We start from the raw sequence: 16596 nt of genomic DNA on the forward strand, positions 1-16596 counted from the left end.
CTGTGGGAGGGGGCGGGCTGGGTCCGGGGGCGGGGGTTGAGCGGCATGGACCACCGCTACCAGTGCGTGCCCGCCCCACCGCGGCGGCGCGCGCCCGGCCCACCCGAACGGGTACGCCGGCCGCCGTGGTCAGGGGGCCGGGGTCTGGTGCTGTGCCCGGCCCACGTCGTACACCCCCGGCACGTCCCGCATGGCGCGCATCAGGGCCGGCAGGCGGGCCGCGTCGGGGAGCTGGAGGGTGTACGTGTGGCGCACCCGCTGCTGGCTGGGCGGTTCGACGGTGGCGGAGACGATCTCGGCGCCCTCCAGGGCGATGGCCTCGGTGAGGTCGGCGAGCAGATGGGGGCGGCCGAACGATTCAGCGACCAGGGTGACCCGGCATCCGGCGGTGTCCCCCCAGCGCACGCCGATCTCCGCGCGCCCCAGGTTCTTCATGTTGGCCACCACGGCGCACTCCACGCGGTGCACGGTCACCACTCCCCCGCGCACCGCGAACCCGGTGATCTCGTCCGGCGGCACGGGCGTACAGCACCCGGCCAGCCGTACGGCGGCGCCGGGCCGGTCCACGAGGACGTCGGCGCGCGGGGGTCGCGGGGCGGGTCCGGCGTCCGCGGGGCGCTCGGGGGGAGCGCCGGCGGCGGCGCCCGGACGGGCCGCGGGGTGGGCGGCGGCGCTCTCCCCGTCCCGTGCCGGGGCCGTACCGGGCGCGGCGGTGAGCGGGGCGCGGGTGCCGCCCGGTTCGGCCGTGCCGGTGCCGTCCGCATCGGCCGTGCCGGTGCCTCCGCCGGGGTGCGTCGCGAGCCAGCGCTGGATGGCGATGCGGGCGGCCGGTGTGTGGGCGTGCTCCAGCCATTCGCGGGAGGGCTCGGAGGCCGGGTCCTGGCCCATCAGGAGCTGGACGGTGTCGCCGTCGCGCAGGACCGTGCTGAGGGTGGCGAGGCGGCCGTTGACACGGGCGCCGATGCAGGCGTGCGCGTCCTCGCCGTACTGGGCGTAGGCGGCGTCCACGCAGGTGGCGCCCTCGGGCAGGCCGAGTGCGCCACCGTCGGGGCGGAAGACGGTGATCTCCCGGTCCTGGGCGAGGTCCTCGCGCAGGGTGGACCAGAAGGTGTCGGGGTCGGGGGCGGCCTGCTGCCAGTCGAGGAGGCGGGAGAGCCAGCCGGGGCGGGTGGGGTCGACGCGCTCGCCGTCGGCGGAGGAACCGGCGGCGGGGGAACCGGCGGCGGCCGGGTCGGACGCGGAGGTGCCGGAAGCGGAGGCGTCGGCCGCGGGGGCGTCGGCCGCGGGGGCGTCGGCCGCGGGGGCGTCGGCCGCGGGCGCGTACGGGTTGCCGAGGGCGACGACGCCGGCCTCGGCGACCTTGTGCATCTGGTGGGTGCGGATGAGGACTTCGACGACCTGGCCGTCCGGCCGGGCGACGGCGGTGTGCAGGGACTGGTAGAGGTTGAACTTCGGTACGGCGATGAAGTCCTTGAACTCCGAGACCACCGGCGTCATACAGGTGTGCAGTTCACCGAGGACGGCGTAACAGTCCGCGTCCTCGTTCACCAGCACCAGCAGGCGGCCGAAGTCGGCGCCGCGCAGGCGGCCGCGCTTGCGGGACACTCGGTGGACGGAGACGAAGTGCCGGGGCCGGATGAGGACTTCGGCCGGGATGTCGGCCTCGCGGAGCACGCCCCGCACCTCCTCGGCCACCTCGGCGAGCGGGTCGCCGGAGCGGGCGGCGTTCTCCGCGATCAGCTCGCGGGTGCGCGCGCACTCCTCCGGGCAGAGGATGGCGAAGACCAGGTCCTCCAGTTCCGTCTTCAGGGCCTGCACGCCGAGGCGCTCGGCGAGCGGGATGAGGACGTCCCGGGTGACCTTGGCGATCCGCGCCTGTTTCTCGGGGCGCATCACGCCGAGGGTGCGCATGTTGTGCAGGCGGTCGGCGAGTTTGATCGACATCACGCGCACGTCGTTGCCGGTGGCGACGAGCATCTTGCGGAAGGTCTCCGGCTCGGCGGCGGCTCCGTAGTCGACCTTCTCCAGCTTCGTGACCCCGTCGACCAGGTAACGCACCTCCTCGCCGAACTGCTCCCGCACCTGGTCCAGCGTCACCTCGGTGTCCTCGACCGTGTCGTGCAGCAGGGAGGCCGTCAGGGTCGTGGTCTCGGCGCCGAGTTCGGCGAGGATCAGGGTCACGGCGAGCGGGTGCGTGATGTACGGCTCGCCGCTCTTGCGCATCTGGCCGCGGTGCGAGGACTCCGCCAGCACATAGGCCCGGCGCAACGGTTCGAGGTCGGCGTCGGGATGGTGGGCGCGGTGGGCCTCCACCACGTGGCTGATCGCGTCCGGCAGCTTGTCGCGGGCGGCGGGGCCGAGCAGGGCGGCCCGGCCCAGCCGGCGCAGATCGATCCGCGGCCGGGACTTCCTGCGCGACGCCGCGGGCGCCGCGGACGCTGTGAGCGCCTGCGACACCGTGGGCGCTACCGGACCAGCGGTCGCAGGGTTCGTGGCCTCCGCACTCATGGGCACCTCCGGCTCGTGGACCGGCGGACGGAACCCAGGGCACGCGCGGCTCGGGGATGGCTGCGCTCCCCCGTCCGTGCCGGTGCTTGATGCTACCGAGCCCATCACGTGCGACCGACCGCCTCCCGCCGAGCGTGAAACGGATCACTCGTTCGAGCGACGGGAACGAGGTTTAGATTTTCGGTCAGCCGAACGTGTGGGCCAGTTGGTCCGCATCGATCTCGCCCTCGGCGACGATCACCGCGGGTCCGGTCATCTCGATCTCGCCGTCGGTCCGCTCGGTGATGACCAGGCGCCCGCCGGGCACGTCGACGGTGTACGTCGCCGGGGTGCCGGTGACGGCGGGGTCGGTGCCGTCACGGCGGGCGGTCGCCACGGCGACGGCGCAGGCGCCCGTGCCGCACGAGCGGGTCTCGCCGGAGCCGCGCTCGTGCACGCGCATGGCGACGTGCCGGGGACCGCGGTCGACGACGAACTCGACGTTCACGCCGTCCGGGTAGCTGGCCACCGGGCTGACCGGGGGCGCGGTGAACAGGTCGCCGGCGTGCGCCAGGTCGGCCACGAAGGCCACCGCGTGCGGGTTGCCCATGTTGACGTTCCGCGCGGGCCAGCTGTGCTCGCCGACGCTCACCGTGACGTCCCCCTCGGGCAGGCGGGCGCGGCCCATGCCGACGGTGACGTCGCCGTCCTTGGCGATGTGGACGGTCTTCACTCCCGCGCGCGTGGCGATCGTGTGGTCACCTTCGGCCACATGTCCGGCGTGCTGGAGGTAGCGGGCGAACACACGCACGCCGTTGCCGCACATCTCGGCGACCGAACCGTCGCCGTTGCGGTAGTCCATGAACCACTCGGCCTCGTCGGCCATCGCCCGCGCCTCCGGGTGCGCCGCGGACCGCACCACGTGCAGCACCCCGTCACCGCCGATGCCCGCCCGGCGGTCGCACAGGGCGGCTACGGCGGCCGGGGACAGGTCGAGGGCGTTCTCGGGATCCGGCACGATCACGAAGTCGTTCTCGGTGCCGTGTCCCTTGAGGAAGGCGATCCGTGTGCTCATCCCTCGATCGTACGGGAGCGCCCCGCCGACGGGCCGCGGGAAGCGGGGCCATACGGGACGGCGGGGCGGTGGGGGTGCGAGCGGGTCCGGGCCCGACAGGTCCGGGCGGGTCCGGGCGGGTCCGGGCGGGTCAGCGGAGCCGGGCCACCCGCCATACGGCGAGCACCACGACCACGATCACCAGCAGGACGTAACCGAGTACGACCCGCCAGTCCGGGCGGCGGCCCGATCCCCGCGACGGCAGGCCCGGCCAGGTGTAGCCGACCCGGCGGGCGGCCATCATGCCCCAGCCCGCCGCGCAGGAGCAGATCAGCAGACCGAGCATGGCGATGACCGCGCCGCTGTCGCCGAAGTCGAAGGCGAGCGGGAAGGCGAACATCAGGGAGCCGACGGCGGCGAGGGCCACGATGGGCGCGAGCTGCCAGATCCGCAGCCGGCGCTGCGGGCGCAGCTCGACCTCGACCTCCGGCCCGCTCGGATACATCTCCTCGGGCGCGGGTCCGTCGGCGGTGACCCCGCCCGTGGTGTCGTCGGGCCCGTCGTCGGCGAGGCGGTCCCCGGGCAGCCGGTCGTCGGCCAGCGGGACGCCGGCCGGCCGACCGTGCGGCGGGCCGGTCTCGCGCGGCCCGTCCGCCGCGCCCGGCGCGTCCGTGTCCGCGGCCTCCAGGAGCAGGCCGTCCGTGAGCAGGCCGTCCGGGAGCAGGCTGCTGGTACGCACCGCTTTGTCGCGCATCGCGTTGTCGTGCACCGTGGTGTCGTGCGCGGCGTCGGCGTGCGGCCCGTCGGCGTGCGGCCCGGGGACCCGGGGTCGGTCGTCGCCCGGGCGGTCTCCGCTCCCGCCGGGGTCGTCACTCCCGCTGGTGACGTGCTCGGCGCCCTGTGCGGTGTCGCGAGGGCCGGCCTCCATCGCCACGCGCCCTCCCAACTAGGCTCCACTTGGTCGATCGAAGCTCGATGATGGCACGGCGCCGATGGCCGCGAAGACCGGCGGCGCATCCCGATGCCATGACGTGATCAGGCTGTAACCGGTCGTTCGACCAACGCCAGGGCCTGCTGCGGAAGTTCCCCGCGGTCCGCCACGGCCCCACTCAACCAGTGCACCCGGGGATCCCGCCTGAACCATGAATCCTGGCGGCGCGCGAAGCGCTTGGTGGCACGTACGGTCTCCGCCCGTGCTTCCGCTTCGGTGCATTCACCGGCCAGCGCGGCGAGTACCTGCTGGTAGCCGAGCGCGCGCGACGCCGTGCGCCCCGCGCGCAGGCCCTGCGCCTCCAGGGCGCGCACCTCGTCCACGAGACCCGCCTCCCACATCCGGTCGACGCGCCGCGCGATGCGGTCGTCCAGTTCCGGACGGGCCACGTCGACGCCGATCTGGACGGTGTCGTAGAAGGAGTCATGGCCGGGCAGATTGGCCGTGAAGGGCTGGCCGGTGATCTCGATCACCTCCAGCGCGCGGACGATGCGGCGGCCGTTGCCCGGCAGGATCGCGCGGGCCGCCTCGGGGTCGGCGGCGGCCAGCCGGGCATGCAGCGCGCCCGGGCCGCGCAGCGTCAGCTCCTCCTCCAGGCGGGCCCGGACCTCGGGGTCGGTGCCCGGGAACTCCAGGTTGTCGACGGCTCCGCGGACGTACAGGCCGGAACCGCCGACCAGGACCGGCCAGCGGCCCTCGGCGAGCAGCGCGTCGATCCGCGCGCGGGCCAGTCTCTGGTACTCGGCGACCGAGGCGGTGACCGTCACGTCCCAGATGTCCAGCAGGTGGTGCGGGATGCCGCCGCGCTCCTCGGGCGTCAGTTTGGCGGTACCGATGTCCATCCCTCGGTACAGCTGCATGGAGTCGGCGTTGACGACCTCCCCGCCGAGCTGCTGGGCCAGGAAGACGCCCAGATCGGACTTTCCGGCCGCGGTGGGTCCGACGACGGCGATGACGCGGGGGGCGGGGGGTGCACTGCTCACCGCACCAGTCTCGCAAACCTCCCGGCGGGCTCTCGAACGAGCTACGTGACGGCACGGGTCCGGGTTCGTTGCCCGTGGCGTGATGCCGTCTGCGGGCAGCCGGAGGCGGTGACCCGGGCGGCGCAACCGTACGCACCGGGCGACGCGGGAATTCGCCCGCGCGAGTACCGTATGGAGTGGATATGGGCGTGTTTGCACGGCTTCTCGGCAGGTCGAAGGCGACTCCGGAGGCGTCGGACGCGTCGGCGCCCGCCGGCACGGAGCCGGCCGGGGCCGGGGCGGAGCGGACGTACCGGACGGAGTCGGCGGAGGCGAGGGAAGCCGGGGCGGTGCAGGCGGCGGAGACGACGGCTACGACGGATGCGGCCGGGAACGGGCGCGCGGTCGAGGTCGTGCGGTCGGCCGCCGGCGGGGACGGCGGTACGGACACCGGGTCCGAGGGTGCCGGGATTCCCCGGCAGCAGTCCGCCGGGGAGGTCGCCGACAGCGCGGCCGGCGAGGACGCCCGCAGGTAATTGGCCCGCGAGGGAAGGTGGACCATGGGTCTGATGGACAACATGAAGGCCAAGCTGGGCCCGGCCAGGGACAAGGTGTCGGACCTCGCGCGGCAGCATGGGGACAAGGTCCAGCACGGGATCGACAAGGCCGCGAAGGCCGTCGACGAGCGGACCAAGGGCAAGTACAGCGACAAGATCCACGCGGGCACCGGGAAGGCCAAGGAGGCCATGGACCGCCTCGCGCACAAGAGCGGCCCGGACGCGACGCCCCCCGACCCGATGACCCCGACCCACCCGGAGGGACCGCCGCCGACTTCGTGAACACCGACACGTGGGCGCCCCGGCGTGCGCGGGGCGCCCACGTCCGCGCCCGGGGCGCACGAGCGAGGTCAGGACCAGGTCGCCACCACGTAGCCCACGCCGTACGGTGCGTCCTCGTACAGCAGGGCGCCGGTGAGGTCGGTGCCCCCGGCCGCGCCGGCCAGGATCTGCCAGGGCGCGCGGCCGGCGGCCTTGAGTTCGCGGGCGAGCCCGGGGTCCAGCGCCTCCAGCGCCGTCACGTCCGCCGCCCCCAGCGCCCGCGCGACCGCCGCGTCGAAGGGCGCCGCCCGTTCGTCCAGGTATCCCGGCGCCTTGACCGTGCGGCAGGCGCTGGCGTCTCCCATCACCAGCAGCGCCACCCGGTCGGCCCGGCCGGCCAGTTCCCGGCCGGCCTCGGCGCACCGCTCGGGCTCCAGCGTCTCCGCGACGCCGAGGCCCTCGATCGGGGCGTCGGCCCAGCCGGTCCGCTCCAGCAGCCAGGCGCCTACGGCCAGCGAGGTCGGCAGCTCCCGCTCCGGTGCGGGCCCGGCGGCGGTGCCCAGGTGTACGTCCAAACTCACCCCGAACCCGCGGAAGGTGCCGGGGGCGCCCTGTGGGAACGCGCCGAGCCCGGCCCGGTCGGCGGTGCCGACGACCACCAGCAGGTCGGGGCGGGCGGCGGCGAGCACACCGAGCGCGTCCGAGCAGGCGGCGCGCGCGACGTCCAGCTCTGGCGCGGCGCCCGCGGCGACCTCGGGCACGAGCAGCGGCGGGCAGGGGCAGACGGCGGCGGCGACAAGCATGATCGGCAGCGTAACCCCACCGGCGAACCGGCCGGGTGCCGGTCCGCCACCGGCGCACCGGTCGGGTGAACACCGGCCGGGTGAACACCTTGCGGGCGAGCGCAACGGACCCGGATGAACACCGTCCGGGCGAGCTCGGCCGGGTCGCCGTCACCGACGGACGCGGCCCGCTCGACGGGTCACCCCCCGGCGCGCGGACCTCAGTCGCAGCCGCAGCCGCTTCCCGCCGCCACCGGCAGCGGCTCGGGCACTCCGATCTTCGGCAGGCCGAGCATCACGCCCGCCGGCTTCGCGGCCTGAGCGGCGTTGCGCTTCTCCCAGGCGTCCCCCGCGCGCGTGCGGCGCACGGCGAGGACGGGGCCCTCGGCGAGCAGGTGGTGCGGGGCGGCGTACGTGACCTCGACGGTGACGACGTCGCCGGGACGGACCTCCTGGTCGGGCTTGGTGAAGTGGACCAGCCGGTTGTCGGGGGCGCGGCCGGAGAGGCGGTGGGTGGCGCCGTCCTTGCGGCCCTCGCCCTCGGCGACCATCAGCTCCAGCGTGCGGCCGACCTGCTTCTTGTTCTCCTCCCAGGAGATCTCCTCCTGGAGGGCGACGAGCCGCTCGTAGCGCGCCTGGACGACCTCCTTGGGGATCTGGTTCTCCATGGTCGCGGCGGGGGTGCCGGGGCGCTTGGAGTACTGGAAGGTGAAGGCCTGCGCGAACCGGGCCTCACGGACGACGTGCAGCGTCTGCTCGAAGTCCTCCTCGGTCTCGCCGGGGAAGCCCACGATGATGTCCGTGGTGATCGCCGCGTGCGGGATGGCGGCCCGCACCTTCTCGATGATCCCCAGGTACCGCTCCTGGCGGTAGGAGCGGCGCATCGCCTTCAGGACCGTGTCCGAGCCGGACTGGAGCGGCATGTGCAGCTGGGGCATGGCGTTCGGCGTCTCCGCCATCGCGGCGATCACGTCGTCGGTGAAGTCGCGCGGGTGCGGGGAGGTGAAGCGGACGCGCTCCAGGCCCTCGATGTTCCCGCAGGCGCGCAGCAGCTTGCTGAAGGCCTCGCGGTCGCCGATGTCGGAGCCGTAGGCGTTGACGTTCTGGCCGAGCAGCGTGATCTCCGAGACGCCCTCGCCGACCAGGGTCTCGATCTCGGCGAGGATGTCGCCGGGCCGGCGGTCCTTCTCCTTGCCGCGCAGCGCCGGGACGATGCAGAAGGTGCAGGTGTTGTTGCAGCCGACGGAGATCGACACCCAGGCCGCGTACGCGCTCTCGCGACGGGTCGGCAGTGTGGAGGGGAACGCCTCCAGGGACTCGGCGATCTCGACCTGCGCCTCCTCCTGGACGCGGGCGCGCTCCAGCAGGACGGGCAGCTTGCCGATGTTGTGCGTGCCGAAGACGACGTCCACCCAGGGCGCCTTCTTGACGATGGTGTCGCGGTCCTTCTGCGCCAGGCAGCCGCCGACCGCGATCTGCATGCCGGGGCGCGAGGCCTTCCTCGGCGCGAGCCGGCCGAGGTTGCCGTACAACCGGTTGTCGGCGTTCTCCCGGACCGCGCAGGTGTTGAAGACGACGACGTCCGCGTCCCCGTCCGCTCCCTCGGGGGCCCGCACGTATCCGGCCTCTTCGAGCAGTCCGGCCAATCGCTCGGAGTCGTGGACGTTCATCTGACACCCGTAGGTGCGGATCTCGTAACTCTTGGGGGCGGGAACGTCCACTGCCGGGCTCCGGTCGCTGCTGCTGGTCATGCGTTCAAGGGTAGGCGGTCCGCGGAGGCGGGTGCCCCGGCCTTCCCCGCCCGTACGGCCACCCGTACGGCCGCCCGCCGTGCGGGGCGGGGACGACGGGGAGCACTCCCCTGTTCCGGTGACGGCGGTCACCGTCGTTTGTCCTGGTGGGGTGCGCCCACGGGTCCGGGTACACGTCCCTGGCACCGCCTGTGCGGGGCAGCAGATGTTTTTCGCCAAACGGCGACCGAAAGTTCGGACAGGCGTGTTCAAAAGGGCGGGCGACCTGCTTAGGTGGGTCGGCACCTTGTCCGCCGGAGACGGCCGTTCCCGGATACTGGCAGCAGGTTTCCGGGGTGAGACCGGACCACTTCACCGACGGGAGGTCTGCGAGCGAGTGAGACGCCACAGGGAGTTCGCCGTCGCCCCCGACGCATCCGGGACGGGGAGACGCCCCAGCCGTTGCGACCGGTGAGAACAGCGAACGGGGGTGACGACAGGTGAGGAGAACGAGCGAGCACGCCGCGCTGCGACGCCGGTGTGCCGCGATTCTGCGTGACCTCGGGGTGGAGCGGTCGCTCTCCCTGGAGGCGGTGCGCGAGCGGGTGGAGGAACTCAGAGGCCGCCCGCTCGTGATCAGGGAGCTGCCCGAGGAGGCGGCGGCCACCGGAGCCTGCGGGCTGTGGCTGGGCACCGACAACGCCGACTACGTCTTCTACGAGGCCCGGACCGCGCCGCTGCACCGGGAGCACATCATCCTGCACGAGATCGGCCATGTGCTGTGCGATCACCACCGGAGCGTCACGGACGACGATGACCGGCCGACCGGTCTGCTCCTGCACACCGGCGCTCCGCACCCGCACGTCGTCAAGCGGCTGATGGCCAGGACCAGTTACACGACCACCGAGGAACAAGAAGCCGAGATGATCGCCAGCCTGATCCAGAGCGCCGGGGAGACCGGCCGGGTGGCCGGCCCCCTGGGGCGTCTCGGCGCGTTCCTCGGTGTGACGGGGGACGCCGGTGAGTGAGCTGGCCGCCCGGGCCGGACTCGTCGGCGTCGTCACGCTGTGGTGCGCCCTTCTCTGGCGGGCACGGCCCGCGCTGCGCCAGCCGCACCTGCGGGGCCTGTGGGTCACCGTGCTGGCCGCGACGACCGCCATCACGCTCTTCCAGCCGGGGATCGTCACCGCGCTCACGTCCGCCGGCGTCGATGTGCACACGGTGTCCCTGGTCCGCAATCTGGTCGGCGTGCTCAGCGCGGGACTCGTCCTGCTCTTCGTCATCGACGCCGGCCGCTCCCCGCGGCTGCGCCGCTGGGTGGCGGTGGGGCTGACGGTGTCCCTGGTGTCGCTGCTCGTGCTGGATCTGCTGCCGGTCGACCAGTCGTCCGCGGGGCCGGCCGCCGTGCAGCGGCCCGCCTCCGCCGAGGCCGCCTACTGGCTGATCCTGATCACCGCCCATCTGCTCGGTGACGCCGTCGCCCTCGTGGTCTGCTGGCGGTACAGCCTGCGCACGACGGAGCGCGACCTCGTGTGGTCGCTGCGGCTGTTCGCGGTGGGCAGCGTCCTCGCGCTCGTCTTCTGGTCCGGCTACCTCTGCCACCTGTACGGCCTGGCGCCGGGCCTGCTCCCCTGGCTGTCCCTGGTCATGGCCGCGCACGGCTTCCTGCGGGCCGCGTCCCTGCTGGTGCCCACCGCGACCGCGCTGGCCCGGTCGGCCGCCGCTCTGCGGACCACCTGGCGGCTGTGGCCGCTGTGGCGGGACCTGGTGACGGCGGTGCCGCACGTGGCCCTCGCCAGCCCCCGGCGGACCCGGCTCCACGAGGTGCTGTGGCCACGCTATCCGCTGGCGCTCCAGGCGCACCGGCAGACCATCGAGACGTACGACGCGCTGCTGACGCTCCAGCAGTACGTCCAGCCGGACGCCTACGAGAAGGCGCAGCGACACGCCCGGCGGGCCGGGGTGCGCGACGACCGGCTCGCCTGCGCCGCGCTGGCCGGCGCCGTGGGGCAGGCCCGCCGGGCCGTGCTCGTGGGCGTACCGCCGTCCGTCCCGCGCCCGCTGCCCGGCGTCACCCACGGCAGCCCGCAGACGCTCCTCGGAATCGCCCGCATGTGGCCCGCCATGACGAACGCGCTCCCCTGCTGCCGCCGAACCGCCTGACCGCACCACACGAACGCCCGCGCCCGCGCTCCCCACGGCGAGGCGCACCCACGGCCGGCCGGCCCGCGAGCCGCATGCGCAGCCGCGTGCCGTGTGCCCGTGTGCCGGAACGGACGCGCGCCCGTGCCCATACCGCCCCCACGCCACACGCCCCGCCCCCGCCCCGCACGCCAACAGGCCGACGCGTCCTCAGCCCGCCGCGTCGGCGCCCGCGTCGCCGCGGGCCGCGATGCGGTAGTCGAAGGCGAGGGTGCCGGGGTCGAGGGCCGTGGTCCCGCCGTCGACCGTGAGCACCGCCCCGTTGACGTAGGAGGCGGCGGGGGACAGCAGCCAGCCGATGGCCTCCGCGACCTCGCGGGGCTCGCCGGGGCGCCCCTGCGGCAGCAGCCTGGTCGCCTCCGCGTAGGCGGCCTCCGCGCCGCCCGGCAGGTCCTCCTCCTCGGCGAAGCGCGCCATGCGCCGGTCGGCCATCTCGGTCCGCACCCACCCGGGACACACGATGTTGGCCCGTACCCCCTGGCGCCCGTAGTCGACGGCGACCGAGCGGCACAGCTGGAGCAGGGCCGCCTTGGAGGTGGCGTACGGGGCGTTGCTCGTGCCGTTGCGCAGCGCGGACACCGAGGCGACGGCGACCACCGCACCCCTGGCCTCCAGCAGGTGCGGGATCGCGGCGCGCAGCAGGAGCAGCGGACCGGTGACGTTGGTGCGCATCACCTCGTCCCAGTCCCGCAGCGACATGTCGCCCACGGCTCCGCCGCGCCCGATGCCGGCGTTCAGCACGACACCGTCGAGGCGTCCGTACGCGTCCAGCGCCGCCCGGACCAGCCCCTCCGCCGCGTCGGGGTCCCCCACGTCGGACGGGTGCGCCAGTGCCCCCGTCTCCCGCGCCAGGCGCTCCAGGGGCTCGGCCCGCCGGCCGGAGACGACCACGTGGTGGCCCGCCTCGGCCAGCATCCGGGCCGTGGCCTGCCCGATGCCCGAGCCTCCGCCGGTGACGACGACAACCCGCTTGTCCTCCACTGCTGTTCAGGTCCCTTCACCGAGATCGACCAGTCGACGGGATCGCCGAGCGGGGACGAGCCTATGACCCGCCGGCCGCGCGGTGGCGACTTCCGGCCAGCGCCCGCCGGATCCGGACCGGACCGGCGCGACCGCCAACTCCCTTACCTCACTTCTTACTTCACACCTTGACGTAAGTGGTCTGGACCTCTAGCTTCACCGGACGACCGCGCCCCTCCCCACGACGAAAGGGCGTCCCACCGTGCTCAGAGCCAGGTACCTGTCCGCGCCCGCCGCGCTGGCGGTCACCGTCCTCACCCTCTCCGCCGGCCTGCTGACGGCACCCCCCGCCCAGGCCGCGACCGGCACCATCACCGGTCTCGCCGGCAAGTGTCTCGACGTCGCCGGGGCCGCCTCCGCCGACGGCACGCCCGTCCAGCTCTACGACTGCAACGGCACCGGCGCCCAGCAGTGGACGGTCGGCGGCGACGGCACCATCCGCGCCCTCGGCAAGTGCCTCGACGTCACCGGCGGCTCCACCGCCGACGGCACCAAGACGCAGCTGTGGACCTGCACCGGCGGCGCCAACCAGAAGTGGACGGTCACCGCCGCCCACGACATCGTCAACCCGCAGGCCAACAAGTGCCTGGACGTCACCGACAACAACTCCGCCAACGGCAGCCGGATCCAGATCTGGAGCTGCGGTGGCGGCGCCAACCAGAAGTGGAACGCGCCCGCGGCCGACGGCGGCACCACCCCGTCCGCGCCGATGGCCGTGGCGCCCTACCTCTACAACGGATGGGGCAGCCCGCCGAACCCGACCACCATCACCCAGGCCACCGGCGTGAAGTGGTTCACCCTCGCCTTCGTACTGAGCAACGGCTACTGCAACCCGCAGTGGGACGGCGGCCGCCCGCTGACCGGCGGGGTGGACCAGCAGACGGTCAACACCGTGCGGGCGAACGGCGGGGACGTCATCCCGTCCTTCGGCGGCTACAGCGGCAACAAGCTGGAGAGTTCCTGCTCCAGCGCCGGGGAACTCGCCGCCGCCTACCAGAAGGTCGTGAGCGCCTACGGCCTGAAGGCGATCGACATCGACCTGGAGGCCGACGCCTACGCCAGTGGAACCGTCCAGCAGCGCACGGTCGACGCCCTGAAGACCGTGAAGGCCAACAACCCCGGCCTGAAGGTGTACATCACCATCGGCACCGGACAGAGCGGCCCCGACACCAGTCTCATCAAGCGGGCCGCGGCCTCCGGACTGACCGCCGACGCCTGGGCCATCATGCCGTTCGACTTCGGCGGCGCCGGGCAGAACATGGGCAACCTGACGGTGCAGGCGGCCGAGGGGCTGAAGAACGCCCTGAAGAGCGCCTACGGCTACGGCGACGACCAGGCCTACCGGGACATGGGCATCTCGTCCATGAACGGCGTCACCGACGACAACGAGACCGTCACCGTGGCCGACTTCCGCACCATCCTCGCCTACGCCCAGCAGCACCACCTGGCCCGGCTGACCTTCTGGTCCGCCAACCGGGACCGCCCCTGCACCGGCGGACCGGCCGACAGCTGCTCCGGCGTCGGCCAGTCCGCCTGGGACTACACGCGCGTCTTCTCCGCCTACACCGGCTGATCCGGTTCCGCACCTGCGGTAAGACCGCCCCTCCTCCCCGGCCTCCCCGCACACGGACGCCCGCCGGGACCCGCCCGACAGTGGACGGGTCCCGGCGGGCGTCCTGCCGCTGTCACCCCGAGCCGCGCTCCCGCGAGCCGCTCTCCCGAACCGTGCCCCGAGCCGCGCCCCCGGCCACACCACGAGCCGTGCCCCGAGCCGCGCCCCCGGCCGCGTCCCGAGGCGCATCCCCGTCCGGTGCCGACCGGGAGCCGCTTTCACCGCTCCGCCCCAAGGCCGGCAGACGCCCGCCCCCGCCCTTCCCGGCCTGGGCCTTCGCAACCCCTTCGGCACAGTCACCGCGCACCGTCTTGTCAGGGACATGAACTCTCCCTACAGTCCCTGCCCAACGGAGGTGTGGGAGCGCTCCCAGTCCACGGCGCGCGGGAGCGCCCCCGTCACCCGCCCCTCCCCGAGAGGACCCGCATGCGACCGTCACAGCACCCTGCCCGTGCGGCGCGTGGCCTGTTGGGCGCGCTGCTCACCGCACTCCTCGCGCTGACGGCCCTGCTCACCGCCGGCCCGGCGGCACAGGCCGACACCGCGATCTGCGAACAGTACGGTTCGACCACGATCCAGGGCCGCTACGTCGTCCAGAACAACCGCTGGGGCACCAGCGAGGCCCAGTGCATCACCGCCACGGACACCGGGTTCCGGATCACCCAGGCCGACGGCTCGGCCGCCACGAACGGCGCCCCGAAGTCCTACCCGTCCGTCTACAACGGCTGCCACTACACCAACTGCTCGCCGGGAACCGGCCTACCGGCCCGGCTGAGCACCATCTCCACCGCGCCCACCAGCGTCTCGTACACCTATGTGAGCAACGCGGTGTACGACGCGGCGTACGACATCTGGCTCGACCCCACGCCCCGCACCGACGGCGTCAACCGGACCGAGATCATGATCTGGTTCAACAAGGTGGGCCCGGTCCAGCCCGTGGGTTCGCAGGTCGGCACCGCCACCGTGGCCGGTCGCCAGTGGCAGGTCTGGTCCGGCGGCAACGGCTCCAACGACGTGCTGTCCTTCGTCGCCCCGTCGGCCATCGGCAGCTGGGGCTTCGACGTCATGGACTTCGTCCGGCAGGCCGTCGCCCGGGGACTGGCGCGGAACGACTGGTACCTGACGAGCGTCCAGGCGGGCTTCGAGCCCTGGCAGAACGGCGCCGGCCTGGCCGTGACCGCCTTCTCCTCCACGGTCGACACGAGCGGCGGCACCCCCGGCGGCCCCGGGACCCCGGCCTGCCGGGTGACGTACGCGACGAACGTCTGGCCGGGCGGCTTCACCGCCGACGTCACCGTCGCCAACACCGCCGCCACCCCGGTCGACGGCTGGCGGCTCGCCTTCACGCTGCCCGCCGGCCAGCGCGTCACCGGTGCCTGGAACGCCGGGGTCGCCCCGTCCTCCGGCGCGGTCACGGCCACCGGCCTCGACCACAACGCGCAGCTCCCGCCCGGCGGCCAGGTGACCTTCGGCTTCCAGGGCACGTACGGCGGCACGTTCGCGGCGCCCGCCGCCTTCAGCCTCAACGGGGCCTCCTGCACCACCACCTGACCTGCCCGCGCCTCCGGCACGAGGAGAGCGCGGGGGACCCGCACCGGACCACCCCTCCGGTCCGGTGCGTACCGCCCGACCGATCGAACGGAAGGAGAGAGACGTGACCCGACACGGCAGGCTCCTGTCGGTGGCAGCGGCCTTGACCACCCTGCTGACGGCGCTCGGCCTGGCCCTCCTGGGGCAGGGCAACGCCCACGCGCACGGGGTGGCGATGGCTCCCGGCTCCCGTACCTACCTGTGCTACCTGGACGGCCACACGACGACCGGCGGACTGAACCCGACCAACCCGGCGTGCAAGGACGCGCTGGCCAAGAGCGGGCCGAACGCGCTGTACAACTGGTTCGCCGTGCTCGACTCCAAGGCCGGCGGACGCGGTGCCGGCTACGTCCCGGACGGCACCCTGTGCAGCGCCGGCGACCGGTCGCCGTACGACTTCTCCGCCTACAACGCGGCCCGCTCGGACTGGCCGCGGACCCATCTGACCAGCGGAGCGACCATCCAGGCGCAGTACAGCAACTGGGCCGCGCACCCGGGTGACTTCCGGGTCTACCTCACCAAGTCCGGCTGGTCGCCGAGCACGTCCCTGCGCTGGGCCGACCTCGATCTGATCCAGACGGTCACCAACCCGCCTCAGCAGGGCTCGCCGGGCACCGACGGCGGGCACTACTACTGGGACCTGAAGCTGCCCTCCGGGCGCTCCGGTGACGCCCTGCTCTTCATCCAGTGGGTCCGCTCGGACAGCCAGGAGAACTTCTTCTCCTGCTCCGACATCGTCTTCGACGGCGGTCACGGCGAGGTCACCGGCATCGGCGGCTCCGGCACCACCCCGACACCCACGCCCACCCCGACGCCCACGGACCCGCAGACCGGCTCCTGCATGGCCACGTACTCCGTGGTGAACAGCTGGAGCGGCGGCTTCCAGGCGTCCGTCGAGGTGATGAACCACGGCACCGCCCCGCTCGACGGCTGGGCCGTGTCCTGGAAGCCCGGCACCGGAACGAAGATCAGCAGCGTCTGGAACGGGACGCAGTCCACCGGCGCCGACGGCACGGTCACGGTCCGCAACGCGGACCACAACCGGGTGGTGCCCGCCGACGGCAGCACGTCCTTCGGCTTCACCGCCACCTCCACCGGCAACGACGTCCCCGCCGGATCGATCGGCTGCGCCACCGCCCAGGGCACTTCCTGAGGGTGCCGCGCCACGCGCCGTCTCCCCCGGCCCGCACCCGGGGGAGACGGCGCGTTCCGGTCCGCGGAGGTCGTCCGTACGGGGCGGCGGCCGCGGTGGCCGAAGGCGCGGGGCGGCGTTGACAACCGTGGTGCGCCGGACGAAGCATGGGCGGGCACGTCGGCGGAACCTCATCCACGTCAGGGCAGCGCACGC

General features: G+C 73.6%; 14 protein-coding genes. 7 read left to right on the forward strand and 7 right to left on the reverse strand.

Features of this window, described 5'->3' with window-relative positions:
- Window positions 1–129 precede the first annotated feature (129 nt).
- The 4 genes from IF37_RS0115785 to miaA form a co-directional block, all read right to left on the reverse strand.
- Window positions 130–2508, reverse strand: a complete 2379-nt coding sequence (locus tag IF37_RS0115785) for a bifunctional (p)ppGpp synthetase/guanosine-3',5'-bis(diphosphate) 3'-pyrophosphohydrolase (RefSeq protein WP_030742355.1) — start codon at window positions 2506–2508, stop codon at window positions 130–132.
- 184 nt (window positions 2509–2692) lie between these two features.
- A complete protein-coding gene (gene dapF, locus IF37_RS0115790; protein ID WP_030742358.1) occupies window positions 2693–3562 on the reverse strand; it encodes a diaminopimelate epimerase in 870 nt (289 codons plus the stop codon).
- A gap of 130 nt (window positions 3563–3692) precedes the next feature.
- Complete coding sequence (locus IF37_RS40870; RefSeq protein WP_052845214.1) at window positions 3693–4142, reverse strand: hypothetical protein; 450 nt, start codon at window positions 4140–4142, stop codon at window positions 3693–3695.
- A gap of 434 nt (window positions 4143–4576) precedes the next feature.
- Window positions 4577–5515: a tRNA (adenosine(37)-N6)-dimethylallyltransferase MiaA gene (gene miaA, locus IF37_RS0115800; RefSeq protein ID WP_030742363.1), complete on the reverse strand. Its 939-nt coding sequence runs from the start codon at window positions 5513–5515 to the stop codon at window positions 4577–4579.
- Window positions 5516–5697: 182 nt separating this feature from the next.
- Between miaA and IF37_RS0115805 the strand changes: the two genes are divergently transcribed.
- Together IF37_RS0115805 and IF37_RS0115810 are read left to right on the forward strand one after the other, a co-directional pair.
- Window positions 5698–6030 carry a hypothetical protein gene (locus IF37_RS0115805; RefSeq protein WP_030742366.1) on the forward strand — a complete coding sequence of 111 codons (333 nt, stop codon included), beginning with the start codon at window positions 5698–5700 and terminating at the stop codon, window positions 6028–6030.
- 24 nt (window positions 6031–6054) lie between these two features.
- Entirely contained in the window at window positions 6055–6333 is a 279-nt protein-coding gene (locus IF37_RS0115810; RefSeq protein ID WP_030742368.1) for an antitoxin, read from the forward strand.
- A gap of 68 nt (window positions 6334–6401) precedes the next feature.
- Here the strand turns inward: IF37_RS0115810 and IF37_RS0115815 are convergent, their stop codons facing one another.
- On the reverse strand, window positions 6402–7115 hold the full coding sequence (locus IF37_RS0115815) for a class III extradiol dioxygenase subunit B-like domain-containing protein (protein WP_030742370.1): 714 nt from the start codon (window positions 7113–7115) through the stop codon (window positions 6402–6404).
- A gap of 200 nt (window positions 7116–7315) precedes the next feature.
- Window positions 7316–8845 carry a tRNA (N6-isopentenyl adenosine(37)-C2)-methylthiotransferase MiaB gene (gene miaB / locus IF37_RS0115820; RefSeq protein ID WP_030742373.1) on the reverse strand — a complete coding sequence of 510 codons (1530 nt, stop codon included), beginning with the start codon at window positions 8843–8845 and terminating at the stop codon, window positions 7316–7318.
- Between the two features lie 479 nt (window positions 8846–9324).
- Here miaB and IF37_RS0115825 point away from each other — a divergent pair, with 479 nt between their 5' ends.
- A complete protein-coding gene (locus IF37_RS0115825; protein WP_030742375.1) occupies window positions 9325–9852 on the forward strand; it encodes a regulator component in 528 nt (175 codons plus the stop codon).
- Complete coding sequence (locus tag IF37_RS0115830) at window positions 9845–10987, forward strand: MAB_1171c family putative transporter (RefSeq protein ID WP_030742376.1); 1143 nt, start codon at window positions 9845–9847, stop codon at window positions 10985–10987. Before IF37_RS0115825 ends, IF37_RS0115830 begins: the two co-directional genes overlap by 8 nt.
- A gap of 189 nt (window positions 10988–11176) precedes the next feature.
- Here the strand turns inward: IF37_RS0115830 and IF37_RS0115835 are convergent, their stop codons facing one another.
- On the reverse strand, window positions 11177–12007 hold the full coding sequence (locus tag IF37_RS0115835) for an SDR family NAD(P)-dependent oxidoreductase (RefSeq protein ID WP_030742379.1): 831 nt from the start codon (window positions 12005–12007) through the stop codon (window positions 11177–11179).
- A gap of 241 nt (window positions 12008–12248) precedes the next feature.
- On the opposite strand from IF37_RS0115835, the gene IF37_RS0115840 reads away from it, so the two are divergent.
- The 3 genes from IF37_RS0115840 (at window position 12249) to IF37_RS0115850 (ending at window position 16401) form a co-directional block, all read left to right on the forward strand.
- Complete coding sequence (locus IF37_RS0115840) at window positions 12249–13619, forward strand: chitinase (RefSeq protein WP_030742381.1); 1371 nt, start codon at window positions 12249–12251, stop codon at window positions 13617–13619.
- Between the two features lie 465 nt (window positions 13620–14084).
- Window positions 14085–15209: a cellulose binding domain-containing protein gene (locus IF37_RS0115845; protein WP_030742383.1), complete on the forward strand. Its 1125-nt coding sequence runs from the start codon at window positions 14085–14087 to the stop codon at window positions 15207–15209.
- 103 nt (window positions 15210–15312) lie between these two features.
- Window positions 15313–16401 carry a lytic polysaccharide monooxygenase gene (locus tag IF37_RS0115850; RefSeq protein WP_030742387.1) on the forward strand — a complete coding sequence of 363 codons (1089 nt, stop codon included), beginning with the start codon at window positions 15313–15315 and terminating at the stop codon, window positions 16399–16401.
- The last annotated feature ends 195 nt before the right edge of the window (window positions 16402–16596 follow it).

Source organism: Streptomyces sp. NRRL S-31, assembly GCF_000718775.1.
In the GTDB taxonomy this organism is placed as follows: Bacteria; Actinomycetota; Actinomycetes; order Streptomycetales; family Streptomycetaceae; genus Streptomyces.